The following is a 26,606-nucleotide window of genomic DNA, read 5'->3' as shown; positions in this document are numbered from 1 at the left end:
GACAGCGCCCGGCTCCGGCAGCGCCCGGCTCCGACAGCGCCCGGCTCCGGCAGCGCCCGGCTCCGGCAGCGCCCGACCCGCCCCGGACCCGACCCGACGAGCGAGACGTACGCCCGGGTCAGGTGTCGCCCGCGGGGGACCAGGTCTCCCCGTGCTCGACGGTGATCACCCGGCAGTCCGGCGCCGTGGCCGCGACCTCGGCCTCGAAGGCGGCGAGGGGGCGTTCGAACCAGTCGCCGAAGGTCGTCATCAGCGGGGCGTGCAGGGTGCCCCAGTGCACCGGCAGGGCGTAGCGCGCCCCGGTCGCGGCGCACGCCCGCGCCGCCTGCGCCGGTCCCATGTGGTTGGCCGACAGCCGCGGGCCCCACCCGCCGATCGGCACGATCGCCACGTCCACCCGCTCGGCGCCGGCCAGCGCGGGCAGGTCGGCCATCCCGTCGTACCAGGCGGTGTCCCCCGCCACCCACAGCGTGGTCGCGTCCGAGCGCACCAGGTGCCCGTGCGCCTCGTTGGGACGGTGCGGCATCGGGCGGCCGTGGTGGACGGCGGGCACCAGCCGCACCCGGACGGGGCCGACGTCGGTCCAGTCCTCCGCGCCCTGGCCGAGCAGGCCCTTGCCTCGCAGCCAGGCCGCGTTGCGGCTGCCGGTCAGGACGGGCACTCCCGCCACCATCCGCAGCGACCGGACCTCGGCGTGGTCGAGGTGCAGGTGGGAGAGCAGCACCGCGTCGGGGTCCGCCCACTGCTCGCGACTCGGCGGCACGGCCCTGCGGCGGAGCACGTTGTTGTGGGTGCGCAGCAGGGGGTCGGTCAGCAGTCGGCAGCCCGCGAGGTCGATCACCACCGTCGAGTGGCCCAACCACGTGAGCCTCAGCCGGTCGCCGGACGCGCGCACCTCATCGAGACTAGCCCTCGCCCGGCGGGCTCGCCGTACGACGTCATGGGGCTCAGCCGTCCGAACCGCGGATCCTCATGACGTCCCGCGTCGTTCGGCGACCAGCGCGACCCGACCTGCCACACGCCCGCGAGCCGCGGCCGGTCAGTCGACGACGTCGCCCGAACGGTCACCTGCCGCGTCGAGTGCAGCGGTCCCGGCCGTGTTGTGGGCGATGCCGACGAGCAGTCGGAGCGTCTCCTCCAGCCAACCGAACGTGACGTAGATCGACACCACGGCGACGAAGGCCCACAGGACCAGCACCGGCGCGGCGTCCGACCCGAGGTTGAGGACGGCGCCCAGGACCGCCATTGCGATGAACAGGATCTTGGCGGTCCCGATCGCGTTGGCGAGGCGCTTCGCGGGCAGCACGTAGGCGTGGCCGGCGTACGGCTCGGCAGCGATTCGTGGCGTGGTGGTGTCCCCCATGGCAGCACCGTAGGGGAAGCAAGACGCACGGGCGGACGGAATCGCCGCCACCGACCCGACGGCCGCCGGGGGCGTACGCCCGAGCAGGGCGCCGCGGCCCGCTCGGGCTCGCGACGCCCCCACTTCGGGGCCCAGCGGCGTCATCGCGCGACGAGGCCGGGACCGTGCCGTGGTGACGCGACCCGTGCGGCGCCCTCAGCGCGCCGGACGGGTCGAGGTGCCCACGGTCCGCCCGGCCGTGACGAGGGTGGCGACGACGGCCAGGGCGACGACACCCGCGCTCAGCGCGAGGTAGGCCGGGAGGTCGACGACGGGGACTCCCCAGCCGACGAGCCCGACGCTCGTGCCGAGCACGGCGGGCAGGACGGACACGGTGCCGATGACCCACGCCGCCAGCCCGGTGAGCACCGACTCGGCGCCGGTCATCGCGAGCAGCTGCCGCGGCGTCGCGCCGGTGCGGTGCAGCAGGCGGAACTCCCCGCCGCGGCCGGCCGTGAGCAGCACCAGGGCGTTGAGCGAGCCGAGCCCCACGAAGAGGAGCAGCATCAGGGTGAGGAGCGTCGAGAGGCGCTGGGCGCCCGCGTCGGCACTGGCGGCCGTGGCCACGTGGCGTGCGGTCGGCACGACCTCGACACCGTCGACGCGCACGGCCGCGTCCGCGGACACCAGCGCCAGCTCGGTCGTCGCGTCCACGCCGAGCCCGGCCGGCGTGGCCGGACCGACGATGTGGGGTCCGAGCCCGAGCCCGCGGTCGTACACCGCCACCACGCGCAGGTCCGTCTCGTGACCGTCCGACCGGACCCGGAGCGTGTCGCCCACGCCGGTGCTCGTCTCGAACGAGCTGTCGGAGCTGACGGCCACGGTGCCCGGCTCGGCCAGGTCGGCGAGGTCCCCGCTCACGACGCCGGGGTCCAGCACGGCGCGCTCGACGTCCGGCGGCACGACCAGCAGCCGGGTCGCCTCCCAGGCGAGCGCCTCGGGTCCTTCGTCGTCGACGCGGACCTCGGCCGGGGCGCCCGCGAGGGGGACGACGCCCGTGACGCCGGGGGCGCCGGCGAGGCGCGCGAGCCGGTCGGCGTCCAGGCCCCGGTCGGACGTCGCCACCATGCTGGTGCCGATGGCGTCCCCGAGCTGCCGGGTCGCGGCCTCCTGAAGGGCTCGGTCGACCGTGGTCTGCGTGGTGCCGACCGCCACGACGAGCGCCAGCGGGACGACCACGGCGGTGAGGCGGCGCGAGAATCCGTGCAGGTTGCCGACGGCCAGTCGGGTGCTGGCGCTGCCGCGACCGCCCGACACGGCCGCGGCGCGGCCGAAGGTCCACTCGACCAGCAGCGGGCCGGCCAGCGCGGCGGCACCGATCAGCAGGAACGCCGAGCTGGCGGCGAGGGCGCCGCCCATGGCGCCGGGCAGCACGGCCGGCGTCAGCGCGGCGGACAGCCCTCCGACGGCGGTCACGACCGCGGCGACCCGGCGCACCGGGCCGACCCGGCGCGAGTCCGCCGCGCTGTCGCGTACGGCCGTGGTGGGCGCCGTGCGCAGGGTCTCGCGTGCGGCGAGCCGTCCGGCCAGCAGCGCGGTCGGGACGACGACGAGGACGGCCGCGAGGACGGGGAGCGGCGAGAGGCTCGAGGTGTACCCGGCGTCGACGAGTCCCGCGTCCCGCAGCGCCTGGTCCAGCCAGCGGGCGAGGAACATCCCGGGGACCGCGCCGAGCGGCGCGGCGACCGCGCTGAGCAGCAGCAGCTCGGTGGACACCTGGCGGCGCACCTGGCCGCGGGTGGCGCCGACGACGCGCAGCAGGGCGAACTCGTGTCGGCGCCTGCGCAGCGCCAGGGTCGTCGTGGCGGCGACGACGAGGACGACGAGGACGAGCGCGGTGCCGGCGAACGACGTGCCGAGGGCGACCAGCATGCCGCCCTCGGGGCCGGGCAGCCGCAGCCCCGACTCGATGAGCACTCCGGTGACGGTCACGAGGGCCGACGCGAGCCCGACGACCAGTCCGGTCCCGATCGAGCCGGGCAGGTCGGCGCGGGCGCCCGAGGCGGCCAGCCGCAGCGCGCTCATCGGCTCGTCTCCAGCACGCGGGCGTTGACCTGCTCGGCACTCGGCGCGACGAGCGCGTCGACGACCAGGCCGTCGGCCAGCACGAGGACCTGCTCGGCGCTCGCCGCCACCCGGCTGTCGTGGGTGACGACCACGACGGTCTGCTCGAGGTCGCGCGCCGTGCTGCTCAGCAGCTCCAGCACGGCCGCGCCGGTCGCCGAGTCCAGCGCTCCGGTCGGCTCGTCGGCGAAGACGACGGTCGGGCGGGTGATCAGGGCGCGGGCGATCGCCACGCGCTTGGCCTGGCCTCCCGAGAGCTCGCCGGGCCGGCGCTCGAGCAGCCGCCCGAGGTCGGTGCGGGCGAGGAGGTGGTCGGTCCACGCCGGGTCGGGCCGGCGGCCCGCGAGCAGGAGGGGCAGCTCGAGGTTGTCCCGCACGCTCAGGTGGCCGACGAGGTTGTAGGACTGGAAGACGAACCCGACGTGCTCGCGGCGGAACCGGGTCAGCGCGTCGTCCGACAGGGTGCTGATGTCGTGCCCGCCGACGACGACGCTCCCGCTCGTCGGGCGGTCGAGCCCGGCGGCGCAGTTGAGCCCGCGCAGGATGCAACTTCCGGGCTTGCACCTTTGGGTGCAAGCCTCAGCCGTCGACCTCGACCACACCGTTCTGATAGGCCCACACGACCGCCTGCAGCCGCGACTTCACGCCCAGCTTGGGCAGCATCCGGGCGAGGTGCGACTTCACCGTCGAGGTCTCCACCACCAGCGTGCGGGCGACCTCGTCGTTCGACATCCCCTGCGCCAGGAGCAGCAGGATGTCGAGCTCGCGCGGGGTCAGCAGGTCGGTGGCGCGGGCGGCGACGACCGGCTGGGTGCGTCGCCGGGTGACCATCTCGGCCACGACCCGTCGGGTGAGGCTGTTGTCGAGCGTGCCGTGCCCGCCGGCGACCGCGCGGACGGCGTCGACGACGGTCTCCGGCTCGGCGTCCTTGAGCAGGAACCCCGAGGCGCCCGCCTCGAGCGCACCGAACAGGTAGTCGTCGACGTCGAACGTCGTGATGACCAGCACCGGGATCGGGTCGGCCACGTCCGGGCCGCACAGCTCGGCCGTCGCGGTGATGCCGTCGGTCCCGGGCATCCGGATGTCCATGCAGACCACGTCGGCGGCGAGGGACCGCGCGGCGTCGACGGCCGCCCGGCCGTCGGCCACGGCGGCCACCACCTCGAGGTCGGGCTCGGCGCCGATCATGGTCGTCAGCCCCGCGCGTACGAGCGGCTGGTCGTCGGCGACCACCACGCGGATCACGGCGTCGCTCACCGGTCCTCCTCCTCGCGCGGCACGGTCAGGGTGACCACGAAGCCGCCGTCGGGCGTCGGGCCGGTGACGAGGTCGGACCCGGTGAGCTCGGCCCGCTCGCGCATCCCGAGGATGCCGAACCCCCCACCACCACCGGGCAGCGGCGCCGAGGAGGGCGCGACGTTGCGGACGGTGAGGACGAGCGCGGCCGGGTCGCGGGCGTCGACGACGACCTCGCACGCGGCGGCCGGTGCGTGGCGCGCCGCGTTGGCCAGCGCCTCCTGCACCGTGCGGTGCGCCGCCAGCTGGGCCAGCGGCCCGACGTCCAGCTCGGCGAGGCGGTCCGTCGCCGCGCCCAGCACGGTGAGGGCGACGTCGCGACCGGCGGCGCGCGCGTCGCGCACCAGGCGCACCACGCCGTCCAGGGTCTCCGGCTCCACCTCCCGCGCGCCCTCGCCGGTGCCGCCGTCGTCGTCGCGCAGCAGCGCCACGAGTTGTCGTAGGTCCTTGAGCATCGCCGTGCTCTGCTGCCGGACCTGGCGCACCGCCACCTTGGCCCCGGCCGGGTCGGTGTCGATCTGCCGGTCGAGCGCGGCGGTCATCACCGCGATGCCCGAGAGGTGGTGCGCCGCGATGTCGTGCAGCTCGCGCGCCATCGCCGTGCGTTGCCGGGCGACCGCGGCCTGGGTGAGCGCGGCCTGCTCCCCCGCTTGGGCCCGGGCCTGCGCGGCGCGGGCCACGACGGCGTCGCGGCGCGCGACGACGACCGCCCCGACCACCGCGGCGAGCGCCACCGTTCCCACGCCCTGAGCCACCGCCAGACCCACCGATCCCGTCGTGAGTCCCTCGTCGCGGCTCGCGCGCACGACCTCCCCGAGGGCGAGCAGGATGCCCGCTCCCGCCAGCACCGGCACGGCCCGCCCCCACGCGGTCGTGAGCACCACGGCGTACGCCGCGACGAGCGCCGCCACCGTGGTGACGCCGGTTGCCACCCCCAGCCCCGCGGCTGCCGCCAGCGGCACGATCGCGCAGACCGCGAGGAGCGCCACCGCCGCCGACGTACGCCGTTGGACCAGGCCCCCGAGCAGCACGGCGGCCTGGGCGGTGATGGCCACCAGCCCCACGACGAAAGTGGCGAGCGTCGGTGCCGACTGCCCGTCCAGCGCGCGGGGCGACGAGGCCCCCACCACCCCGACACCGGCGAGGAGGACCAGCGCCACAGCCCACGCACCGACCACCGTCACGGGACGGAGCTGACTTGCCACAGCGGGGAGCCTACCCAGTACGCCGCCCTCTTCGCCCCGCCCTCGTCGCCCCGTGCGTTTCGGGGTAGTGAGGGACGGAACGGGTGGTCCGGGGGCCGATTTCCGACCAGACCGTCCCTCACTACCCCGAAACGGGACGAGGCGGGCGGCCGCCGGAGACAACGGAGTCCTGAGCCCCCATGGGCCCAGGACTCCGTCGGTTCTGGTGTCGGCCGGGTGCCGGCCGGGTGGGTCAGGCCTGCTGGCCGAGCGCGAACTGGATGTTGCCCTCCTCGTCCACGCCTCCGTCCAGCACCTTGTCGGCGAGGAACTCCGACGCCGGCCCGTCGACGTAGATCGTGGCTCCGTCCTGCTCGACGACCAAGTCGTCGGCCTCCGCGTGGTCGGCAGGGCTCACGGACAGGGACTGCCCGTCCGCCTCGGTGGCGATGCGGAGCGCGGAGATCTCCGGCACCTCCTCGGCGAGCCTCTTGACGATGTCGGTCACGTTCTCGGTGAGAGCAAGCACGGGCTCTCCTTCCGTAGGGAGAATGTGTCTGCTCCACCCTTGCTCGCACGTGCCGGTCAGGCAAACCGGCAGGTCACGAGGCGCTGTCGAGCACCCGCCGCACCACGCGCCGCCGCAGGGTGGGCGAGGCCACCACCTCGTAGCCGGCCTCGAGGAAGACCTGCACCAGGCCCACCGAGGCCTCGTCCCAGATCACGGTCTTTCCCGCCGGGGGGTCGATCGGGTAGCCCTCCAGGACGCGGGCGCCGGCCTGCTCGCCGTACGCCACGGTGGCAGCGGCGAGCTCGTAGGTCAGTCCCGCACGTCGCCAGCCCTTGCGCACGACGAAGCAGGTGACCGACCAGACCCCCTCGAGGTCGGGGTCCATCCGCATCCAGGCCTGCTTGCGGCTCCACAGCCGGGGGTAGTTCTCCCGCGGCTCCACCGCCACCCACCCGGCCGGCTCGCCGTCGACGTACCCGATCAGCCCGGACGTCGGACCGGCGGTGCCGCAGGCGGTCTGCTCGACCAGCGCGGTGTCCCTCTGCTCCTGGGTGGTGTCGCGCCAGATCCAGCCCGGCACCTTCATGGCCTGGCAACGGCACTTGTGAGCTCCCCCGGTGGCGAACACCGCCTCGACGTCCTCAGCCGTCGCGCGGTTGGCCGGGAGCCAGGTGAAGTCGGGCATGGGCCGACCCTACGACCGGCCGGGCCCGTGCGCGGGACGGATCGGAGACAGGGCGGGCGCCGGCGACGAGACCCTAGGGGAGCGCCTCGACGCGGATCCGGTCGACCAGGAGCACCGCAGGGAGCTCCGGGGCGTCGGTGTCGTGGCCGGGCCAGTCGCCCCCGATCGCCAGGTTGACGAGGAGGAAGAAGGCATGGTCGAACGGCCAGGGGCCGGGGACGTCGGACGGCGCCACCCGGTGGTGCTCCCGGCCGTCGAGGCGCCACGTGATCCCGGACCGGTCCCAGACGACGGCGTAGTCGTGGAAGTCCTCGGACAGGTCCGTGCCTGCGTCCATCGCCGAGCCGATGCCCCCGCCGATCCCGCTGAAGCCCGGGCCGTGGACCGTGCCGTGCGCGCGCCCGGGATCGGCTCCGACGTGCTCCATGACGTCGATCTCGCCACACCCGGGCCAGCCGACCTCGTCGATGTCGGTGCCCAGCATCCAGAAGGCGGGCCACGTGCCGCGGCCACCCGGCACCTTGATGCGCGCCTCGACCCGGCCGTACGTCGTGGCGAAGCCGGTGCGCGTCGTCAGGCGCGCCGAGGTGACCGTGCCGTCGGGCTCGCGTCGCGCCGTGATCGCGAGGTGTCCGGCGCCGTCGAGGGCGGCGTTGGCCACGTCGTCGGTGTAGACCTGTCGCTGCCGATCACCCCAGCCTCCGCCGCCGAGGTCGTGGGTCCACACCCGCGGGTCGGGCCGCTGCCCCGCTGCCCCCGCGAAGTCCTGGACCCACATCGGCCCAGTATGGCGGTCCCGGCGCCCTCACGGGCCGGGGCGGAGCGGCGCGCAACGGCTGCGGCTTCACCCGGACGTCGAGCACTCCAGCTCCGCGATCCGCACCCGGAGACACCGCTCCGCCGTACGCCAGAGGGTGGCGGAGTGCGCGTGGCGGTGCTGGACGGCGGTGCCGGGTCGCGCCCGGTCGCGGCAGGCCTCCTGCTCCTCGGCCCGCGCCGCGAACGAGTCGGCAGCGACGGCCAGCTCACGGACCACCGTGGCCGTCTCGTCGAGAAGAACTGCCGTCATGGCCCCACTCTGCGCGCGTGGACGCCGCACGCGCGGCTGTCGGCGCGAACATCCACCATTTGGTGGGGGCGACGCCGGACGGCCGCGCACCGCCTTCGGGCGGGTCCGGTGTCGGACCCCGGTGCAAGACTGCAGGCATGACCGCCCTCGACCGTTTCAGCGCGCCCACGCGCGCGTGGTTCGAGGCGTCGTTCGCGAGCCCGACCCCGGCGCAGGAGGGCGCGTGGGACGCCATCGCCGCCGGCAAGCACGCGCTCGTCGTCGCCCCGACCGGCAGCGGCAAGACGCTGAGTGCGTTCCTCCACGCCATCGACCGGCTGCTCAGCACGGAGCGCCCCGACGACAAGACCCGGCGCACCCGCGTCCTCTACATCTCCCCGCTCAAGGCGCTCGGCGTCGACGTCGAGCGCAACCTCCGCGCTCCCCTGACCGGCATCCGCCACACCGCCGAGCGGCTCGAGACCACGGTCCCCGACCTCACGGTCGGCCTGCGCTCCGGCGACACCAGCCCCGCCGAGCGGCGCAAGCTCGGCACCACCCCGCCCGACATCCTGATCACCACGCCCGAGTCGCTGTTCCTGATGCTCACCAGCCAGGCGCGCGAGACGCTGCGTGGCGTCGACACGGTGATCATCGACGAGGTCCACGCCGTCGCCGGCACCAAGCGCGGCGCCCACCTCGGCATCAGCCTCGAGCGCCTCGACGCCCTGCTCGACCGGCCCGCTCAGCGCATCGGCCTCAGCGCGACGGTGCGTCCCCTGGAGGAGGTGGCGCGGTTCCTCGGCGGCACCCAGCCCGTCGAGATCGTCGCCCCGCCGAGCACCAAGGAGTGGGACCTGCGGGTCGTCGTGCCGGTCGAGGACATGACGATGCCCGAGGAGTACGACGAGGAGTCGGGCGACCCGGGTCGCTCGAGCAGCATCTGGCCGCACGTCGAGGAGCACGTCGTCGACCTCGTCGAGCAGCACCGCTCCACGATCGTCTTCGCCAACTCGCGCCGCCTCGCCGAGCGGCTCACCGCGCGGCTCAACGAGATCGCCACCGACCGCGCCGAGCGGGCCGCCGCAGGAGTCGGGGAGGCCGACGGCCGGGAGGCTCCCGGCCACGGACCGCCGGCCCAGGTCATGGCCCAGTCGGGGCAGAGCAGCGGCGCCGGCACGATCATCGCCAAGGCCCACCACGGCTCGGTCTCCAAGGAGCAGCGCGCCGTCATCGAGGACGACCTCAAGCGCGGGCGGCTGCCCTGCGTGGTCGCCACCAGCAGCCTCGAGCTCGGCATCGACATGGGATCGGTCGACCTCGTCGTCCAGATCGAGTCCCCGCCGAGCGTCGCCAGCGCGCTCCAGCGCGTCGGTCGCGCCGGCCACCAGGTCGGCGAGGTCAGCCGCGGCGTGCTGTTCCCCAAGCACCGCGGCGACCTCGCGCAGACCGCCGTGTCGGTCGAGCGGATGCGCTCGGGCGCCATCGAGCGGATGGCGGTGCCGACCAACCCCCTCGACGTCCTCGCCCAGCAGGTCGTCGCCGCCCTCGCGATGGAGGAGTGGCACGTCGACGAGCTGTTCGCCCTCGTCACCCGCTCCGCCTCCTACACCCAGCTCCCCCGCTCGGCGTTCGACGCCACCCTCGACCTGCTGAGCGGGCGCTACCCCAGCGAGGAGTTCGCCGAGCTGCGCCCCCGCATCGTGTGGGACCGGGTGACCGACAAGCTCAGCGGACGCCCCGGCGCCCAGCGGCTCGCCGTCACCAGCGGCGGCACCATCCCCGACCGCGGGCTGTTCGGCGTCTTCCTCGTCGGCGAGAAGGCCAGCCGGGTCGGCGAGCTCGACGAGGAGATGGTCTACGAGTCGCGCGTGGGCGACGTCTTCGCCCTCGGCGCCACCAGCTGGCGCATCGAGGACATCACCCACGACCGCGTGCTCGTGACGCCGGCGCCCGGCATCCCGGGCCGCCTGCCGTTCTGGAAGGGCGACGCCCTCGGCCGCCCCGCCGAGCTCGGCGCGGCCGTCGGCGCGTTCACCCGCGAGCTGGCCGCCAAGCCGGCGGCCGCGGCGATCGCGAGTGTCCGCGAACGGGGCCTCGACGTCAACGCGGCCACCAACCTCGTCACCTACCTCGGCGAGCAGCGCGAGGCCACGCAGGTCGTGCCCAACGACGCCCAGATCGTGGTCGAGCGGTTCCGCGACGAGCTCGGCGACTGGCGCCTGGTCGTCCACTCCCCCTACGGCACCCCGGTCCACGCCCCCTGGGCGCTGGCCATCAACGCCCGGCTGCGTGAGCGCTTCGACATCGACGGCCAGGCGGTCGCCTCCGACGACGGCATCGTCATCCGCATCCCCGACACCGACGCCGAGCCGCCCACCGGCGAGGTCATCGTCTTCGAGCCCGAGGAGATCGAGCAGCTCGTCACCCAGGAGGTCGGCGGGTCGGCGCTGTTCGCCAGCCGCTTCCGCGAGTGCGCCGCCCGCGCCCTGCTGCTCCCCCGCCGCGACCCGGGACGGCGCAGCCCCCTGTGGCAGCAGCGCCAGCGCAGCGCCCAGCTCCTCGAGGTCGCGAGCCGCTACCCCGCGTTCCCCATCGTGCTGGAGGCCGTGCGCGAGTGCCTGCAGGACGTCTACGACCTGCCCGCCCTGGTCACGCTGCTGGGTCGCGTGCAGCGGCGCGAGGTCACCGTCCTCGACGTCGCGACCACCCAGCCCAGCCCGTTCGCCCGCAGCCTGCTCTTCGGCTACGTCGCGCAGTTCGTCTACGAGGGCGACTCCCCCATCGCCGAGCGCCGCGCCGCCGCGCTGTCCCTCGACCAGGGTCTGCTGGCCGAGCTGCTCGGCCGGGCCGAGCTGCGCGAGCTGCTCGACCCGGAGGTGCTGACCGAGGTCGAGTCCGAGCTCCAGTGGCTCGCCCCCGACCGTCGCGCCCGCGACGCCGAGGCCGTCGCCGACCTGCTGCGCCTGGTCGGGCCGCTGTCGACCGACGAGATCCGGGCGAGGTCGGTCGACGGCGCCGACGTCGAGGCGTGGCTGGCCTCCCTCGACCGCCGGGTCGCGCTGGTCCGGATGGCCGGGGAGGACCGGTGGACCGCGATCGAGGACATCGGCCGGCTGCGCGACGGCCTCGGCGTGCCCGTCCCCGTCGGCACCCCCGAGGCGTTCCTCCAGCTGCCCGACGACCCGCTCGGCGACCTCGTCTCGCGCTACGCCCGCAGCCACGGCCCGTTCACCACCGCCGAGGTCGCCACCCGGCTCGGGCTGGGCGAGGCGGTCGCGCGACAGACCCTCCAGCGGCTCGCGCACCGCGGGCGGGTGCTCGACGGCGAGTTCCGGCCCTCGGGATCGGGCACCGAGTGGTGCGACGCCGAGGTGCTGCGCAAGCTGCGTCGCCGCTCGCTCGCCCGCCTGCGCCAGGAGATCGAGCCGGTCGGCCACGACGCGGTCGCCCGCTTCCTGCCCGCGTGGCAGCGGGTGGGCGGCTCGCTGCGCGGGGTCGACGGGGTCGTCGCCGCCATCGACCAGCTGGCCGGCTGTCCCGTCCCCGCCAGCGCCCTCGAGCCGCTGGTCCTCGCGGCCCGCGTCCGCGACTACGAGCCGTCGATGCTCGACGAGCTCACCGCCTCCGGAGAGGTCATCTGGACCGGCCACGCGCCACTGCCGGGCAGCGACGGCTGGGTCAGCCTCCACCTCGCCGACCAGGCGCACCTGACCCTGCCCGAGGTCGAGGGCGACGAGCCCGACGGCCTCCAGCGGGCCGTCCTCGACGCGCTCGACCCGGGAGGGGCCTGGTTCTTCCGCCAGCTCGCCGACCGGGTCGGCTCCACCACCGACGCCGAGCTCAGCACCGCCCTGTGGGAGCTGGTGTGGAAGGGCCTGGTCACCAACGACACGCTCGCCCCGCTGCGTGCGCTCGTCCGCAGCGGCACGCCCTCCCACCGCACCCGGCGTACGCCACCGCGGATGGGGCGCACGACCCGGGGCCGGATGCCGGTGCGCACCGGCCCGCCCGAGACGGCAGGCCGCTGGGCGCTGCTCCCCGAGCGCGACGGCGACCCGACCCGGCGCGCCCATGCCCGCGCCGAGCACCTCCTCGAGCGGCACGGCGTCGTCACCCGCGGTGCCGTCGTCAGCGAGCGGGTGGCGGGCGGCTTCGCGGGTGTCTACAAGGTGCTCAGCGCCTTCGAGGACACCGGCCGCTGCCGCCGCGGCTACTTCATCGAGGGCCTGGGGGCCGCTCAGTTCGGCACCGCCGGCGCGATCGACCGGCTGCGCACCTTCGCCGAGCCCGACAGCGCCAGGGCCGGCACCAAGCCGACCGTCGTCGCCCTCGCGGCCACCGATCCGGCCAACGTCTACGGCGCCGCCCTGCCGTGGCCCGACGCCGGCGACCCCCAGCGCGCCGGGCACCGGCCCGGCCGCAAGGCCGGCGCGCTGGTCGTGCTCGTCGACGGCGCGCTGACCGTCTACGTGGAGCGTGGCGGCCGCACGTTGCTCACCTGGAGCGACGACCTCGACGTGCTCGGTCCCGCGATGGCCGCTCTGGCCGAGGCCGCCCGGCGCGGCGCGCTCGGCCGGCTCACCGTGGAGAAGGCCGACGGGCAGGCGCTCATCGGCAGCGGCGGAGAGACCCCGATCCGGCTGGCGCTGACGGCGGCGGGGTTCGTGGCGACGCCGAAGGGGTTGAGGCTGCGTGCCTGAGGGGGACACCGTCTACCGGGCCGCGGCCAGGCTCGACCGCGCGCTCACGGGCCACCGGCTCACGCTCACCGACTTCCGCGTGCCGGCCTTCGCCACCGTCGACCTCCGCGAGGGCACCGTCATCCGCACCCTGTCGCGCGGCAAGCACCTGCTCACCCGCGTCGACCACGAGCGCGCCTGGACGATCCACACGCACCTCAAGATGGAGGGCTCGTGGCACGTCTACCCCACCGGTGAGCGGTGGCGACGTCCCGACGCCCAGGTCCGCCTGGTGCTGGGCATCGCGGGCCGCACGGCCGTCGGCTTCCAGCTCGGCGTCGTCGAGCTGGTGCCGCGCGAGCAGGAGGCCGGGCTCGTGGCGCACCTCGGCCCCGACCTGCTCGGGCCCGACTGGGACGTCGACCGTGCCCTGGCCAACCTGCGCTCCCAGCCGGCTCGCGCGATCGGCGAGGCGCTGCTCGACCAGCGCAACCTGGCGGGCATCGGCAACATGTACATGGCCGAGCTGTGCTTCACGATGGGTGTCAACCCCGCCGACGCCGTGGCGACGGTCGACCAGCTCCCCCGGCTCGTGCGCCGCGGCCAGCAGATGCTCCAGGCCAACAAGGAGCGGGCGATCCAGACCACGACCGGCGACCTCCGTCCCCGGGAGCGGATGTGGGTCTACCGGCGCGACCGCTCGCCGTGTCGGCGCTGCGGCACGCCGATCGCGGTCGCGATGCTCGGCGACCCGGGGCGTGAGCGGGCCGCCTACTGGTGCCCGAGCTGCCAGCCCGCGCGATGAGCCGGGTCAGGCGGCGGAGGCCACCACGTCGCGGGCCGGGCGGGCGCTGACGACCATGCCGAGGGCCGCCTCCTCGATCGAGACCGCGTCGGCGACCTCGCGCAGCACGTCCGACAGCGGCAGGTCCATCGCCTGGCACAGCGACGCCAGGAGCTCGGACGACGCCTCCTTCTGGCCCCGCTCGATCTCGGAGATGTAGCCCAGGCTGACGCGAGCCTCGGCCGACAGCTCCCGCAGGGTCATCCCGCGCTGCATCCGCGCACGCCGGAGCACGTCGCCGAGCAGTCGTCGGAAGAGCACCATGCGTGAGTCCTTGCTCTCGGAGTTGCGTGGGTGAGGAAGTCTCTGCCCCAACGCTACCCGAGGGCCCCTTCTTCCCGACCGGTTACCCGCACTTCGACGCCGATCAGGACCTCAGCTGGTCCGCCAGGAGCGCCAGGACCGCGTCGCACGTGGCCTCGCGGATCGCCGCCCGGTCGCCGTCGAGGCCCAGCAGGCGCGCCGTCGACCCGTCCGGACCGGCCACCGCCACCCAGACCGTCCCGACCGGCCGGCCCTCCTGCTCGTCGGGCCCGGCGACCCCGGTGGTGGCCAGGCCCCACGTGGTCGCGAGGCGGTCGCGCACGCCGCTCGCCATCGCGAGCGCGCACTCCTGGGACACCACGCCGTGCTCCTCGACCACCGCGGCGGGGATGCCGAGCGTCGCGACCTTGACCCTCGTGGCGTATGACACCACTCCCCCGACGAAGCCGCGTGACGCGCCCGGCACGTCCGTCAGCCGCGCCGCCAGCAGCCCGCCGGTCAGCGACTCGGCCGTCGCGAGGGTCTCGTCGCGCCGCGCCAGGGACGCCAGGACGCGCGCGGCGGTGTCGCCTGCCCGATCCCCTGACCACATGTCGGCGAGACTAGCCGCATGGCACTTCCCATCGAGGACTACGCACTCATCGGCGACCGCGGCACGGCCGCTCTGGTGGGCAAGGACGGCTCGATCGACTGGCTCTGCCTGCCGCGCTTCGACTCCCCCGCGTGCTTCGCGGCGCTGCTGGGCACCGAGGACAACGGCCGGTGGCTGCTGGCTCCGGCCGACGAGGTCGTCGCCACCAGCAGGCGCTACGTCGACGGCACCGCGGTGCTCGAGACGACGTTCACCACCGCGGACGGCGAGGTGGTGCTGCTCGACGCGATGCCGGCCCGCGACGGCCGCGCGGACGTCGTACGCCGCCTGACGTGCACCCGCGGCACGGTGCGGATCCGCCACGACTGGGTGGTGCGCACCGACTACGGCCAGGTGCGGCCGTGGGTGAGCCGCGAGAGCGCGCACGGCAGTGAGCTGGTGGTGGCGGTCGCGGGTCCCGACAAGCTCGTCCTCCGGGGGCCCCACCTGCCCCGGGGCCACGACGGCCGCCACAGCGACGAGTTCGACCTCTCGGCCGGCGACGAGGTGACGTTCTCCACCACCTGGGTGCACTCGTGGAACGACGTGCCCGAGCCCCTGGACTTCGATCGGCGCATCGCCGCCACGATCGCCGACCAGCGTGCCTGGTCCGACCACGCGCCCGGCGACGTCGCGCACGCCGACCTGGTGCAGCGCAGCCTGCTCACGCTGCTGCTCATGACGCACGACGAGACGGGCGGGATCGTCGCCGCCCCGACCACCTCGCTCCCCGAGCACTTCGGCGGCGAGCGCAACTGGGACTACCGCTTCTGCTGGTTGCGCGACGCGGCCCTCACCCTGGAGTCGCTGCTCGGGGCCGGATACCCCGACGAGGCGCTCCAGTGGCGTGACTGGCTGCTGCGGGCAGTGGCCGGCGACCCGGCCGACCTGCAGATCATGTATGCCGTCGACGGCGGCCGCCAGCTGCCCGAGCGCGAGGTGCCGCACCTGCCGGGGTATGCCGACAGCAGGCCCGTGCGCATCGGCAACGGCGCCGTGTCGCAGCGCCAGAACGACGTGCTGGGCGAGGTGATGATCGCGCTCGAGCTGGCCCGCGAGGCGGGCCTGCACGAGACGCCCAACTCGTGGGCGCTCCAGCGCGCCCTCGTCGACGAGCTCGCCGAGCACTGGGACGAGCCCGACAACGGCCTGTGGGAGATCCGCGGTCCCCAGCGGCACTTCACGCACTCGCGCGTCATGGTGTGGGTCGCCTTCGACCGCGGCGTGCGGGCGATCGAGCGGCACGGCCTCGACGGCCCGCTGGAGCGGTGGCGCGAGCTGCGCGACCGGGTGCGCGAGGAGGTGCTCGACAAGGGCTTCGACCACCAGCGCGGCACCTTCACCCAGCACTACGACACCACCGAGGTGGACGCGTCGCTGCTCACGATCCCGCTGGTCGGCTTCCTGCCCGGTGACGACCCCCGCGTACTGGGCACGATCGGCGCGGTGCGCGCCGACCTGTCGGTCGACGGCCTCCTCCTGCGCTACCGCACCGAGACGGGGGTCGACGGGATCCCCGGCGACGAGAACCCGTTCCTGGCCTGCTCGTTCTGGCTGGTCTCCGCGCTTGCGGCCGCCGGGCGCCGCGACGAGGCGCACGCGCTGATGGATCGCCTCTGCGCACTGGCCAACGACGTGGGCCTGCTCTCGGAGGAGTACGACGTCGGTCACCGCCGGATGGCGGGCAACTTCCCGCAGGCCTTCAGCCACCTGACCCTCGTGCAAGCGGCCCTCGCCCTGCGCTGAGCAGGACGAGGGCCGCGAGCCGGGACAGGTGGACCGTCAGCTGCGACGGACCTTGACCGTGATGACCTCGCGGGCGCCGCGGACCTTGCGGCTCCCGGCGTACGACACGACGATCTTCTTCTTGCCGGCCTTGGCGAACCGGTCGAGGCGGACGAACGCCTTGCCCTTCTTGAGCTTGACCGTGTACTTCTTGCCACCGACCTTGACCACGACCTTGCCGGTGACGCCGGCGATGCCGAGCGCGGAGGTCTTGATCTTGAGCCGGGTGCGGGTCTCGCCGCGCACGATGCGTCCGGGCTTGGTGCGGACCTTGAGCGCGGCCTTGGCCTTGCGGACGTCGATCGGCAGCGAGAACGTCGTGCCGGTGGTCGGGCCGGTGAAGGTGATCAGCTGCTTGCCGGTCCTGACCTTGCCCTTGAGCTTCACCGACACCGCGGCGGTGCCGTAGTCGTCGTAGACGGCGGTGCCGAGGGTGTTGTTGACGGCCTGCGCGTCGAGCCCCTTGTCGCCGACCTTGACGTCGAGCTTGGCGTCCTTGGGGTCGGTGGGACCGGTCATCGCGAGCGACGACAGCGCGAGCTCCACCTTCTGGCCGAGCCGGTAGAAGCGCGGGGCGCCTGCCGGCCAGGTGACGTTGACGTGCTGCTGGTTGGTGTTCACGGCCAGCGGAGCCTTCGCGGCGAACTGGGCCATGTAGTCGACCATGGCCTGCAGGTCGACCTTGCCGGTGTCGCGCTTGGCCGTGGCCTGGTTGAAGGCGCGGAAGTTGTCGCCACCGCCCGCGAGGAACGAGTTGGCCGTCACCGAGTACTGCGTGGCGGGCTCGATCAGCTTGCCGTCGAGCCACATGCCGGTGACGCGGTCACCCTCGGCACGGGTGGGGTCGTAGGTGGCGAAGAAGCCCTTCGACACGCCCAGGCGCAGGAACGGCCGGGTCGGGACCGGGCCACCCGGGTTGGTCTGCCACTGCTGCTCGAGCAGCGTCTTGATCTGCGCGCCCGTCATCTTCATGTTGACCAGCGTGTTGGCGAACGACTGGACGTTGGCCGCCTGCTTGTAGGTCAGCTTGGCGGGGAAGCCGCCGGCCACGCCGCGCATGTCGTCGCGCAGGCCGCCGGGGTTCATGAACGCGATCTGCGCCGCTCCCGCCTCGGGCGTGGACGTGGCCCAGCGCTGGACCTCGGCGACCAGGTTGCTGAGGGTGGACTCGCCGCCCCGGTTCTCGGTGCCGCTCGCCAGGCGTGCCCGGTCGAACGCCCCCGCGACGGAGCCGAGCTCGGCGGCGCCGAGCACGTTGCCACGGGCGACGGCGGCGTCGACGGTCTGCTTGACCTCGGCCTTCAGGTCGATCGCGGCCTGCGCGGTGAGCGCGAGCGTGCCGGCAGCGACGACCTCCTGGCTCACGACGCTGACCGCGTCGGTGTCGGGGTCGACGCTGAAGACCAGCTTGTTGAGGTTGGTGCCGTACTGACCGGCCGAGACGACCGGGCGACCGTTGATCGTGTGGTTGTAGGCCAGGTGCGTGTGACCGGAGATGATCGCGCTGACGTCGTTGTCGACCCCGTTGACGATCCGGCCGAACGCGTTGTCGTTGCTCTGGGCGTCGGCCAGCTTGGTCGTCGGAGCGCCCTCGTGGACGAGCAGGATGACGAGGTCGGCGCCGTCCGCCTTGAGCGCGTCGGCCGCGGCGTTGGTCTCGGCGATGATGCTGCTCACCTTGACGTCGGCGATGCCGGTGGGGCTCACGAGCGAGGAGAGCTCCTCGGTGACGCCGCCGATGAAGCCGACCTTCACGCCGCCGACGGTCGTGGTCCAGGTGCCGCCGTCGGAGGCGTCGGCCGGGTCGGGCGTACGCGCGGTGATGTCGGGCAGCGCGTAGGAGCTGTCGGACTTCTTGCGGACGTTGGCGGCGATGTACTGCCACGTCGCCCCGCCGTAGGGGTTGCCGGTGGCGTCGAAGGGCGCCATCACGCGGTTGACGAGGTCGGCGTAGCCGCCGTCGAACTCGTGGTTGCCCGCCGCGGACACGTCGAGGCCGGCCGCGTTGAGGGCGTCGAGGGTGGGCTTGTCCTTCTGGATGAAGGAGTCGAAGGTCGAGGCGCCGATGAGGTCTCCGCCGGCGGCGAAGACGGTCGGGCCCGAGTGGTCGGCCTCGAGCTGGGCGACGGCGCCGGCGAACTGGGCGGCACCCGCCTCGGCGCCGTTGGCGAGCAGTCGACCGTGGAAGTCGTTGGTGGCGAGGATCTGGACGTCCGTCGGCACGGCGTTGGCCGGGGCGGCGGTGGCGACGACCGCGAGCGGTGCTGCGAGCAGCGCCGTCAGGGATGTCGCGAGGGCGAATCTGCGACCGGTTCGTGATGCTGGCACGAGTGGGTGGCCTTTCATCAGGGTGGGTGGGGGCACACCCTAACCCGCTCGCACGGCGGCTGACCGGCGAAGAACGAACCCGCTGTGGACATCTCCCGGCCCGGGCACGACAGCGGCCCCCGGCCTGCCGTAGCAGGGCGGGGGCCGCCGGTGGCCGAGGTGTCAGGTCAGCGCCTGATCCTCACCTTGACCACCGTCTTGTCGCGCTTGACCGTGTCGTCACCGAGGTAACGCACGACCACCTTCTTGGTGCCGGGACGGTTGAAGGCGGGGAGCTTGACCATGGCCTTGCCGTCCTTGACCTTGAACCGGAACACCTTCTTCGAGCCCTTGACGTTGACCTTGATCCAGCCGGTGGCCCTCTCGTCGCCGGCCTTGACCCGCACGGTGAACCGCACCTTCTTGCCGACCGTGCCCTTGGCGTCGCGCACCTTGAGGGTCGGGTCCACCTTCGTCGGCTCCGTGGTCGGCGGGACCGGTGCGTCCTTGGCGGTCACCGTGACGGTCACGGTGCCCTTCGAGGACGCGTGACGGTCGTCGCCGGTGTAGCCGATCGGCAGCCGGTGCACGCCGACCGGCAGGGCGCCGGCGGCGATCGCGATCGAGGCCTTCCCACCGACCAGCGTGGCGTCCAGCGTCATCTGCCCGAGGCCGAGGACGACCTGGCCGGTGGCGCTGCTGGGCGTGACCGCGACAGGGATCGATCCCGCGGAGCCGTCCTTGATGGTCACGTCGGTGGCCACCACGGTCGTCTCGATGCAGTCGACCTCGATCGGAACGAGCACAGTCGTGCCGGTCTTGTCACCGGTCAACGTCAACGTCTCGCCACTCGCGCAGTCGGGCAGCACGACGTCGACCGAGGCAGTGCCGGTCTCGTCGAAGCCCGGCAGCGCCGCCTGGACGGCCGTGGTCACCGGCGTCGTGCCGAGGACCTGGTCGCCGAGCGCGATCTCGAGCTCGGTGTCGGTCAGGTCGCCCGGACCGCTCATCGAGAGCGAGGACACGCTGAACTCGACGTCGTCGCCCGGAGCGTACGACGCCGGCGCCTGCGCCGGGAACGTGACGTTGACAGCGCGCTGCGAGTAGTCCACCGGCAAGGGCTGGTCGCCCGCGTCGGTGTCGGCGAACTCGGCCATGTACTCGACCATCGCGGCCAGGTCCACCTTGCCGGTGTCCTGCTTGCCCGTCGCCTGGTTGAACGCGCCGAAGTTGTCGCCGCCTCCTGCCAGGAACGAGTTGGCCGTCACCGAGTACGACGTGGTCGCATCGACCGGCTCACCGTCGAGCCACATGGCCGTGATGCGGGATCCCGCGGGCTTCGTGGCGTCGTAGGTGTAGGTGAAGCCCTCGGAGACGCCGAGTCGCAGGAACGGCCGGCTCGCGCCGGTCGGCTGCCACTGCTGCTCGAGGACGTCCTTGATCTGGGCACCGGTCATGTCCATGTTCACCAGGGTGTTGGCGAACGACTGGACGTTGGCCGCCTGGCGATAGGTCAGCGTGCGCGGGAATTCGCCCGACACGCCGACCATGTCGTCACGCATGCCGCCAGGGTTCATGAACGCGATCTGTGCGCCTCCCACTGTGGCGGGCGTCGCCCAGCGCTGCACCTCGGCCACCAGGTTGCCCAGGGTGGACTCGTTGCCGCGGTTCTCGGTCGTGCCGTTGGCCAGCTTGGACCGGTAGAACGGGCCGTTGATCTTGCCCAGCTCCTCCGCGCCGAGGGTGTCGGCCGCGTCGACGGCCGCGTCGACGATCGCCTTGGTCGGGGCATCGACGGGGTAGAGAGCCGCACCCGTGCCGTTCTCCAGGTCGAGCAGGGTCTGCGTCACGGCCTCCACCTCGCCGGTGGCGGGGTCGACCTCGAACAGCAGCTGGTTGAGGCGCGTGCCGTACTGACCGGCGGAGACCACCGGCCGCTCGGTCACCTCGCGGTCCGCCCAGCCCGCAACCGGGAAGGAGCAGTTGTAGGCGAGGTGGGTGTGGCCCGAGACGATGGCGTCGACGTTGTCGTTGACGCTGGTGATGATCGAGCCGAAGTCCGAGGCCGGGTCGTCGTCCATGGTGGCGCACGCGGTGCTCGGAGCACCCTCGTGGACCAGCAGGACGATCACGTCGACGCCGTCGGCCCGCAGGGCGTCGGCCTCGCGGTTGGTGGCGGTGACGATGTCCTCGATCTCGACGCCCTCGATGCCGGCCGGGGAGACCAGCTCGTCGAGGTGCTCGGTGACCGCGCCGATGAAGCCGACCTGGACGCCGTCCATCTCCTTGACGAACGTCGGCTCGAGCAGGTCCTCGGCGGCAGCGCCGGGCTTGTCGACGTTGGCGCCGATGTACTCCCAGTCGGCGAGCGGGATCACCCGGTCGACGAGGTCGGCGTAGCCGGCGTCGAACTCGTGGTTGCCGACCGCGGAGACCTCGAGGCCCGCCTCGTTGAGCGCGTCGATCGTCGGGACGTCCTTCTGGATGAAGGACTCGAACGTCGAGGCGCCGATGAGGTCACCGGCCGCGGCGAACACCGTGTTGGGCCGCTGCCCCCGCAGCTGCTTCACGGCACCGGACAGCACCGCTGCGCCGGCGTCGTTGGGGAACGGGGCGCCGGTGCTGTTGAGCAGGCGACCGTGGAAGTCGTTGGTGCCGAGCACCTGGATCTCCACCGGCCCGTCCGCGGCGGGCGCCGTGTCGATGCCCACGATCTCCGGGTTGTGGTCGGAGGAGCGGTACGGGTTGGCCACGTAGAGGTTGGTGACGTTGGTGTTGAAGCGCGCGTACTCGTAGTAGACCGACTCGTAGGCGTTGATGTCCCACACGTCGACGCCCTCGACGGTCGCGAGCGCCGCCTCGTTGGCGAGCACGTGGTCGAGCGAGCCGACCATGCCGTCGAAGTTGTAGCTCTCCTCGCCCTCAGTGTCGGAGTCGAGGTTGGTGTAGCCGGCCGCCTCGAGGACCTGGATCGGGTCCTCCTCGGAGTAGGCGTTGAAGTCGCCCGCCAGGAAGACGCGCGAGATGCCCCGAGCGGTCTTGAACTCGTTGGCGAACGTCACGAGCGCGTTGGCCTGCAGGATCCGACGGTCGTTGGCGTTGCCCTGACCGTTGGGATCTGCCGTGCCGGAGCCCTTGGACTTGAAGTGGTTGACGATGACGGCGAAGGCGTCGGCGTCAGCCGTTCCGACCTTCTTGAACGCCTGGGCGACCGGCTCACGGGCGTCGGCGAAGGCCTCGGTGCCCGTGGAGAGGTCGGCCAGGACGTCGGACGCCCCGACCAGCGCGACGTTGGCCGGCTGGTAGATGAATCCGTTGCGGATCACGTCCTGCTCGCTGAGCGGGGGCAGCTCGCTCGCCGCGGGCGACGGCACCGCGGCCCAGGTGCCCGCGCCGGCGGCCGCGTTGAGGGCGTCGACGAGCTTGTTGATCGCGAAGTCACGGTCCTTGCCGAACTGGACCGAGTTCTCGAGCTCCTCGAGCGAGACGATGTCGGCGTCGGCGGTGTTGATCGCCGCGACGATCTTGTCCCGCTGCCTGACGAGGTTCGCCTCGTTGGCCGCCCCGCGAGGTCCGTTGGGGTTGCACTGGTTGTTGCTGATGGGAGCGCCGCTGCGGTCGTTGTAGTAGGTGCACGTGCCCAGGCCCGAGCTCACGAACTCCGCGCCCGTGGTCGGGAAGAAGTTGAGCACGTTGAACGTGGCGAGCTTCAGGTCGCCGCCCACCTCCTCGGGAGCCGAGGGACGCGTCTGGCTGAAGTTGATCGTTCCGGTCGGGTCGCCGACGACCTGCGACTGGGGCAGGACGCGCCAGGCGTTGAAGCCGTAGGTGAACACGACGGGCTTGGGGAACGTGATCGCCGATCCCACGCGGACGCTGTGGGTGTCGGTGAACCACGGGAAGGGCTTGTCGTTGTTCTGCGTCGTGGAGAAGGTCCACGACGAGCCGTCGTCGAGGATGATCCGGTGCGCGTCGTTGTAGCGCTTGCGCTCGGCGACCTGAGCGGTGGCCTGCGCGTCGATGATCTCGGTCGGGGCGACGAGCGGCTCGGCGCTGTTGGCCACGACGCCGAGCTCGCCGCGGAAGGCGGTGGAGTTCGAGCCGTCGTTGTAGTAGGGGCCACCGTCGTAGACGTCGGTCGCGGTCCACGGGGCGGTCGGCTGGAAGAGCTCACCCTCGGCGAGCTCGCGGGCCTGGTCGAGCGCGGTGCCGGTGAGGCAGCTCGTGCCCGGCAGCGCGCAGTCGGTGCCGGGGATCACGGTCTTCGGCGTCACCGTGCCGAGCGAGGCGATCGAGGTCACGCCCGAGTCGGTGGCGACGATCTGGGTGGCCCCGGAGAACTCGGCGGCCTGGCCGGTCACCTTGACCGAGTCGCCCACGGCCGGGTAGCTCGCGAAGCCGGACGTGCCGCCATAGACGAACACGGCGTCGGACGCGTCAGGGGTGTCGGCACCCGGGGTCTGGATGTAGAAGCCGTTGAGGCCGCCCGCCGGGTACGACGCCGTGACGACGCCCTGGGTGGTGACGGTCTGGCCGTCGAGCGGGGTCGCCGCCCCGGTGCCCTGGATCTGGGCGATCGGGGTGACCGCGCCGGCTGCGGGCGTCACGGAGATGGTGAACGTCGTGGAGCCGGAGTCCTCATCGGCGTCGGTCGCCGTGACAGTCACCGAGGAGTTGCCGGTCGTCGCCGGCGTGCCGGAGACCTCGCCCGACGTGGAGCTGATCGAGAGCCCGGCGGGCAGGCCCGTCGCGGACCACGTGTACGGCGTCGCGCCGCCCGTCGCGGTGACGGTGAACGGCGTGATCGGCTCGCCGACCACGAAGGACTTGTTGGTCACGGTGGCGACAGCCGGGCCGGTGACCGGGCCGGCCGCGGACGCGGTCGGCGACGGTCCGGCGGTGGTGAAGTCCGCGCTGTTGTTGTCGGTGTCCTGGTTCCGGTTGAGCGACACGGTGGCCGACGCAGGTGCGCTGGTGGCGGCCGTCTCGAAGCTCGTCGCACCCGTCGTACCGACCATGTCGAGGATGCCCGGGGCGCCCGCGAGGTTGCCGGCAGTCGTGTTGGGGATGACCGAGGGGATGGTCGCGAGGATGACCTGACCACCCGCGCCAGCCATGCCGATGACCGGGCTGGCGGTCTGGTCAGGGGCCGGTAGCGCATCTCCCACCGCACCCACCCCAGACATCTGGACGAGCCACGTGCCACCCGCGGGGACGCTGCCACTCAGGGCGACCGGGTTGCCCCCGGAGTTGCCGGTGGCAGCGCGGTAGTGCAGGTACTTGCCCGCCAAGCTGATCGGGGCGGCCGTCGGGTTTCGCAGCTCGACGAAGTCTGCGTTGTAGACGGCGCCGGTGTTGCCGCCGGCGCCATAGACCTCGCTGATGACGAGGTCGGTGCCGGCAGGGTTGGCGGTTGCTGCTGCGATCGGGGTGAGTCCGGCGGCCAGGACGGCCAGACCCGCTCCCACCGCGATACGACGCGGTGAGGGGAGCGCGGGTGTGCGCATAGGTGCTCCGAATGTTCGGCTGGATGTGTCCGACGCATCTTCGCCTACGGCGGCCCGGAATCCGTTCCGCCCCTCGGGGCAATTCGTGCGAGTGTTGCCAAAACTTCACCGGCGGGTTGGTGATCGCGCGCAACCGCCGTCTCAGGCGCCTCGCGAGCCCCTCTGGCGCCTCACGTCACGGAAGAACTCGTACCCCGACCACATCGTCATGACGACCGCGGCGGCCAGCGTCGCCTGGGCGAGGTAGAAGACCACCTCGCCGAGCGGGCCGGGCCAGAAGTCGAAGGCCCCGCCGTGCGCGTCACCGTGCGGCAGCGGCATGATCAGGCCGGACAGGGCGACGGCCTGCAGCACCGTCTTGATCTTGCCGCTCTGCGCGGCGGGGATGACGACGTCCTTGAGGACCGACAGGCGCAGCAGCGTCACGCTCCACTCGCGCAGCAGCACCAGGATCGTGACCCACCACCAGACGTCGCCCACGACCGACAGCCCGATGAGGGCCATGCCGGTGATCGCCTTGTCGGCGATGGGGTCGGCGATCTTGCCGAAGTCGGTGATGAGGTTGTGCTTGCGCGCGAGGTCGCCGTCGATCTTGTCGGTGATCATGGCGACGGCGAACAGGCCGAACGCGACCCAGCGCCAGAGCGGGTCGTTGCCGCCGTCGTGCAGCAGCGCCCACCCGAAGAAGGGCACCATCACGATGCGCAGCGTCGTGAGCACGTTGGCGATGTTGAAGTTGGACGCCTGCTGGTGCTGGGTCGTCATGCGGCTGCCCCGTCCACCCGTGCGACGAGGTCGACGCCGTCGGTGCCGGTGACGGTGGCGCTCACCAGGTCGCCGACCCGGGCGTTGCCGGCGCCGGTCAGCAGGGTCGTGCCGTCCACCTCGGGGCCCTGGTGCGCGGCGCGTCCCTCGATCACGCCGTCCTCGACGGACTCGACGAGGACCACGACCCGCTCGCCGACGCGCTCCTCGGCCCGCTGGGAGTTGAGCTCCTCCACGAGCGCGGTGACGTGCTCGGTGCGGGCCCGGATCTCGTCCTCGTCGAGCTTGAGGTCGTCGGCGAACCCGGCCGCCTCGGTGCCGTCCTCGTCGGAGTAGCCGAAGACGCCGGTGACGTCCATGCGCGCGGCCTCGAGGAAGTCGCACAGGGCCTGCAGGTCGTCCTCGGTCTCCCCCGGGAAGCCCACGATGACGTTGGACCGAACGCCCGCCTCCGGGGCCAGCGAGCGGATCCGCTCGAGCAGGCCGAGGAAGCTCTCGGGGTCGCCGAAGCGGCGCATCCGTCGCAGCACCGCGGCGCTGGCGTGCTGGAACGACAGGTCGAAGTAGGGCACCACTCCGGGGGTGGAGGCGATCGCCTCGATGAGGCCCGGCCGGGTCTCCGCGGGCTGCAGGTAGGACACCCGGACGCGCTCGATGCCGTCGATGGCGCTCAGCTCGGGCAGCAGGGTCTCCAGCAGCCGGAGGTCACCGAGGTCCTTGCCGTAGGACGTGGAGTTCTCGCTGACGAGGAACAGCTCCTTGACGCCCTGGGTGGCCAGCCACTGGCCCTCCTGCAGGACGTCGCTGGGACGACGGCTCAGGAAGGACCCGCGGAAGCTGGGGATCGCGCAGAACGAGCAGCGCCGGTCGCAGCCGCTGGCCAGCTTGAGCGGCGCCATCGGGCCGGCGTCGAGGCGACGGCGTACGGCGCGCGGGCCGGTGGCGGGCGCACCGGCACCGATCTCACCCACCTCCCCGACCACGTCGTGGCCGGGCACCGACACCGCTGCGGCGTCGCGCTCGACCGGCGAGATGGGCAGGAGCCGGCGCCGGTCGGAGGGGGTGTGCGGGTGGTGGGTCTCCCCCGCCACGATCGCGCGCAGCCGCGCGGCGATGTCGGGGTAGTCGTCGAAGCCGAGCACCGCGTCGGCCTCGGGCAGCGACTCGGCGAGGTCCTTGCCGTACCTCTCGGCCAGGCAGCCGACGGCCACCACGGCCTGCGCCCGGCCGCCGTGCCCGGCCGACGCCTTGAGGTCAGCGGCCTCGAGCAGCGTGTCGACCGAGTCCTTCTTGGCCGCCTCGACGAAGCCGCACGTGTTGACCACGACGGTGTCGGCCTCCTCGGCGTCGTCGACGAGCACGAAGCCGCCCGCCTCGAGCCGTCCGGCGAGCTCCTCGGAGTCGACCTCGTTGCGGGCGCAGCCCAGCGTGACGACGGCGACCTGCAGCGGGGCCGGCAGGGCGTCGGTCAGGATCTCGGATTCAGTGGTGGTCATCGCACCCGTGAGTATGACGGGTCCAGGCCCGCGACCCCGCACCGCCGAGGCGTGAGGGCCGCCACGCGCGCCCCTGAGACGCACCCCTCACCGTTCATCCGTTGGGGCGTCACGCACCCCCCGGGATCAACCGTC

The 26,606-nt window shown here is 73.1% G+C and carries 19 protein-coding genes; 3 read left to right on the top strand and 16 right to left on the bottom strand.

What is annotated here, in order from left to right:
- Positions 1–118: 118 nt before the first annotated feature.
- From JX575_RS08185 to JX575_RS08140, 10 genes are all read right to left on the bottom strand, one after another.
- A complete protein-coding gene (locus JX575_RS08185) occupies positions 119–895 on the bottom strand; it encodes an MBL fold metallo-hydrolase (RefSeq protein WP_186341953.1) in 777 nt (258 codons plus the stop codon).
- Positions 896–1,039: 144 nt separating this feature from the next.
- Entirely contained in the window at positions 1,040–1,363 is a 324-nt protein-coding gene (locus tag JX575_RS08180) for a hypothetical protein (RefSeq protein ID WP_186341952.1), read from the bottom strand.
- A gap of 195 nt (positions 1,364–1,558) precedes the next feature.
- Entirely contained in the window at positions 1,559–3,427 is a 1,869-nt protein-coding gene (locus tag JX575_RS08175) for an FtsX-like permease family protein (RefSeq protein WP_186341951.1), read from the bottom strand.
- Positions 3,424–4,068: an ABC transporter ATP-binding protein gene (locus JX575_RS08170; RefSeq protein WP_206054559.1), complete on the bottom strand. Its 645-nt coding sequence runs from the start codon at positions 4,066–4,068 to the stop codon at positions 3,424–3,426. Before JX575_RS08170 ends, JX575_RS08175 begins: the two co-directional genes overlap by 4 nt.
- Positions 4,046–4,723, bottom strand: coding sequence for a response regulator transcription factor (locus JX575_RS08165; protein WP_277395317.1), 678 nt, complete (start codon positions 4,721–4,723; stop codon positions 4,046–4,048). Before JX575_RS08165 ends, JX575_RS08170 begins: the two co-directional genes overlap by 23 nt.
- Positions 4,720–5,967 carry a histidine kinase gene (locus tag JX575_RS08160; RefSeq protein WP_186341950.1) on the bottom strand — a complete coding sequence of 416 codons (1,248 nt, stop codon included), beginning with the start codon at positions 5,965–5,967 and terminating at the stop codon, positions 4,720–4,722. Before JX575_RS08160 ends, JX575_RS08165 begins: the two co-directional genes overlap by 4 nt.
- A gap of 232 nt (positions 5,968–6,199) precedes the next feature.
- Entirely contained in the window at positions 6,200–6,475 is a 276-nt protein-coding gene (locus JX575_RS08155; RefSeq protein ID WP_186341949.1) for a Fe-S cluster assembly protein HesB, read from the bottom strand.
- A gap of 73 nt (positions 6,476–6,548) precedes the next feature.
- On the bottom strand, positions 6,549–7,142 hold the full coding sequence (locus JX575_RS08150; protein WP_186341948.1) for a GNAT family N-acetyltransferase: 594 nt from the start codon (positions 7,140–7,142) through the stop codon (positions 6,549–6,551).
- 73 nt (positions 7,143–7,215) lie between these two features.
- On the bottom strand, positions 7,216–7,920 hold the full coding sequence (locus JX575_RS08145; protein WP_186341947.1) for a glycoside hydrolase family 16 protein: 705 nt from the start codon (positions 7,918–7,920) through the stop codon (positions 7,216–7,218).
- Between the two features lie 66 nt (positions 7,921–7,986).
- Positions 7,987–8,211, bottom strand: a complete 225-nt coding sequence (locus JX575_RS08140; RefSeq protein ID WP_186341946.1) for a hypothetical protein — start codon at positions 8,209–8,211, stop codon at positions 7,987–7,989.
- Between the two features lie 137 nt (positions 8,212–8,348).
- Between JX575_RS08140 and JX575_RS08135 the strand changes: the two genes are divergently transcribed.
- Both JX575_RS08135 and JX575_RS08130 read left to right on the top strand, forming a co-directional pair.
- Positions 8,349–12,893, top strand: a complete 4,545-nt coding sequence (locus tag JX575_RS08135) for an ATP-dependent helicase (RefSeq protein WP_186341945.1) — start codon at positions 8,349–8,351, stop codon at positions 12,891–12,893.
- Positions 12,886–13,677 (top strand): Fpg/Nei family DNA glycosylase, encoded by a 792-nt coding sequence (locus JX575_RS08130; RefSeq protein WP_186341944.1) that lies wholly within the window; start codon positions 12,886–12,888, stop codon positions 13,675–13,677. Before JX575_RS08135 ends, JX575_RS08130 begins: the two co-directional genes overlap by 8 nt.
- Positions 13,678–13,683: 6 nt before the next feature.
- Here the strand turns inward: JX575_RS08130 and JX575_RS08125 are convergent, their stop codons facing one another.
- Together JX575_RS08125 and JX575_RS08120 are read right to left on the bottom strand one after the other, a co-directional pair.
- Positions 13,684–13,980: a helix-turn-helix transcriptional regulator gene (locus JX575_RS08125; RefSeq protein WP_186341943.1), complete on the bottom strand. Its 297-nt coding sequence runs from the start codon at positions 13,978–13,980 to the stop codon at positions 13,684–13,686.
- A gap of 103 nt (positions 13,981–14,083) precedes the next feature.
- Positions 14,084–14,572 carry a CinA family protein gene (locus JX575_RS08120; RefSeq protein WP_186341942.1) on the bottom strand — a complete coding sequence of 163 codons (489 nt, stop codon included), beginning with the start codon at positions 14,570–14,572 and terminating at the stop codon, positions 14,084–14,086.
- 18 nt (positions 14,573–14,590) lie between these two features.
- Here JX575_RS08120 and JX575_RS08115 point away from each other — a divergent pair, with 18 nt between their 5' ends.
- Positions 14,591–16,357 carry a glycoside hydrolase family 15 protein gene (locus JX575_RS08115; RefSeq protein WP_186341941.1) on the top strand — a complete coding sequence of 589 codons (1,767 nt, stop codon included), beginning with the start codon at positions 14,591–14,593 and terminating at the stop codon, positions 16,355–16,357.
- A gap of 36 nt (positions 16,358–16,393) precedes the next feature.
- On the opposite strand, the gene JX575_RS08110 is transcribed toward JX575_RS08115, so the two are convergent.
- The 4 genes from JX575_RS08110 to rimO all read right to left on the bottom strand — a co-directional run bounded on the left by JX575_RS08110 (position 16,394) and on the right by rimO (position 26,423).
- Positions 16,394–18,724, bottom strand: a complete 2,331-nt coding sequence (locus JX575_RS08110) for a bifunctional UDP-sugar hydrolase/5'-nucleotidase (protein ID WP_186341940.1) — start codon at positions 18,722–18,724, stop codon at positions 16,394–16,396.
- A 167-nt stretch (positions 18,725–18,891) separates the two neighbouring features.
- Positions 18,892–24,210 carry an ExeM/NucH family extracellular endonuclease gene (locus JX575_RS08105; RefSeq protein ID WP_186341939.1) on the bottom strand — a complete coding sequence of 1,773 codons (5,319 nt, stop codon included), beginning with the start codon at positions 24,208–24,210 and terminating at the stop codon, positions 18,892–18,894.
- A 141-nt stretch (positions 24,211–24,351) separates the two neighbouring features.
- Positions 24,352–24,975, bottom strand: coding sequence for a CDP-diacylglycerol--glycerol-3-phosphate 3-phosphatidyltransferase (gene pgsA / locus JX575_RS08100; protein ID WP_186341938.1), 624 nt, complete (start codon positions 24,973–24,975; stop codon positions 24,352–24,354).
- Positions 24,972–26,423, bottom strand: coding sequence for a 30S ribosomal protein S12 methylthiotransferase RimO (gene rimO, locus JX575_RS08095; protein ID WP_206054611.1), 1,452 nt, complete (start codon positions 26,421–26,423; stop codon positions 24,972–24,974). Before rimO ends, pgsA begins: the two co-directional genes overlap by 4 nt.
- Positions 26,424–26,606 lie beyond the last annotated feature (183 nt).

The organism is Nocardioides sp. zg-1228, assembly GCF_017086465.1.
GTDB lineage: Bacteria > Actinomycetota > Actinomycetes > Propionibacteriales > Nocardioidaceae > Nocardioides.
Note: the sequence above shows the minus strand (reverse complement) of the source record. Positions and strands in the feature narration are given on the sequence as shown.

Coding starts and splice junctions, on each gene's coding strand:
- JX575_RS08125 (WP_186341943.1), bottom strand. CDS start 13,980: ATGGTGCTCTTCCGACGACTGCTCGGCGACGTGCTCCGGCGTGCGCGG.
- JX575_RS08140 (WP_186341946.1), bottom strand. CDS start 8,211: ATGACGGCAGTTCTTCTCGACGAGACGGCCACGGTGGTCCGTGAGCTG.
- JX575_RS08120 (WP_186341942.1), bottom strand. CDS start 14,572: ATGTGGTCAGGGGATCGGGCAGGCGACACCGCCGCGCGCGTCCTGGCG.
- JX575_RS08105 (WP_186341939.1), bottom strand. CDS start 24,210: ATGCGCACACCCGCGCTCCCCTCACCGCGTCGTATCGCGGTGGGAGCG.
- JX575_RS08135 (WP_186341945.1), top strand. CDS start 8,349: ATGACCGCCCTCGACCGTTTCAGCGCGCCCACGCGCGCGTGGTTCGAG.
- JX575_RS08150 (WP_186341948.1), bottom strand. CDS start 7,142: ATGCCCGACTTCACCTGGCTCCCGGCCAACCGCGCGACGGCTGAGGAC.
- pgsA (WP_186341938.1), bottom strand. CDS start 24,975: ATGACGACCCAGCACCAGCAGGCGTCCAACTTCAACATCGCCAACGTG.
- JX575_RS08180 (WP_186341952.1), bottom strand. CDS start 1,363: ATGGGGGACACCACCACGCCACGAATCGCTGCCGAGCCGTACGCCGGC.
- JX575_RS08115 (WP_186341941.1), top strand. CDS start 14,591: ATGGCACTTCCCATCGAGGACTACGCACTCATCGGCGACCGCGGCACG.
- JX575_RS08175 (WP_186341951.1), bottom strand. CDS start 3,427: ATGAGCGCGCTGCGGCTGGCCGCCTCGGGCGCCCGCGCCGACCTGCCC.
- JX575_RS08145 (WP_186341947.1), bottom strand. CDS start 7,920: ATGTGGGTCCAGGACTTCGCGGGGGCAGCGGGGCAGCGGCCCGACCCG.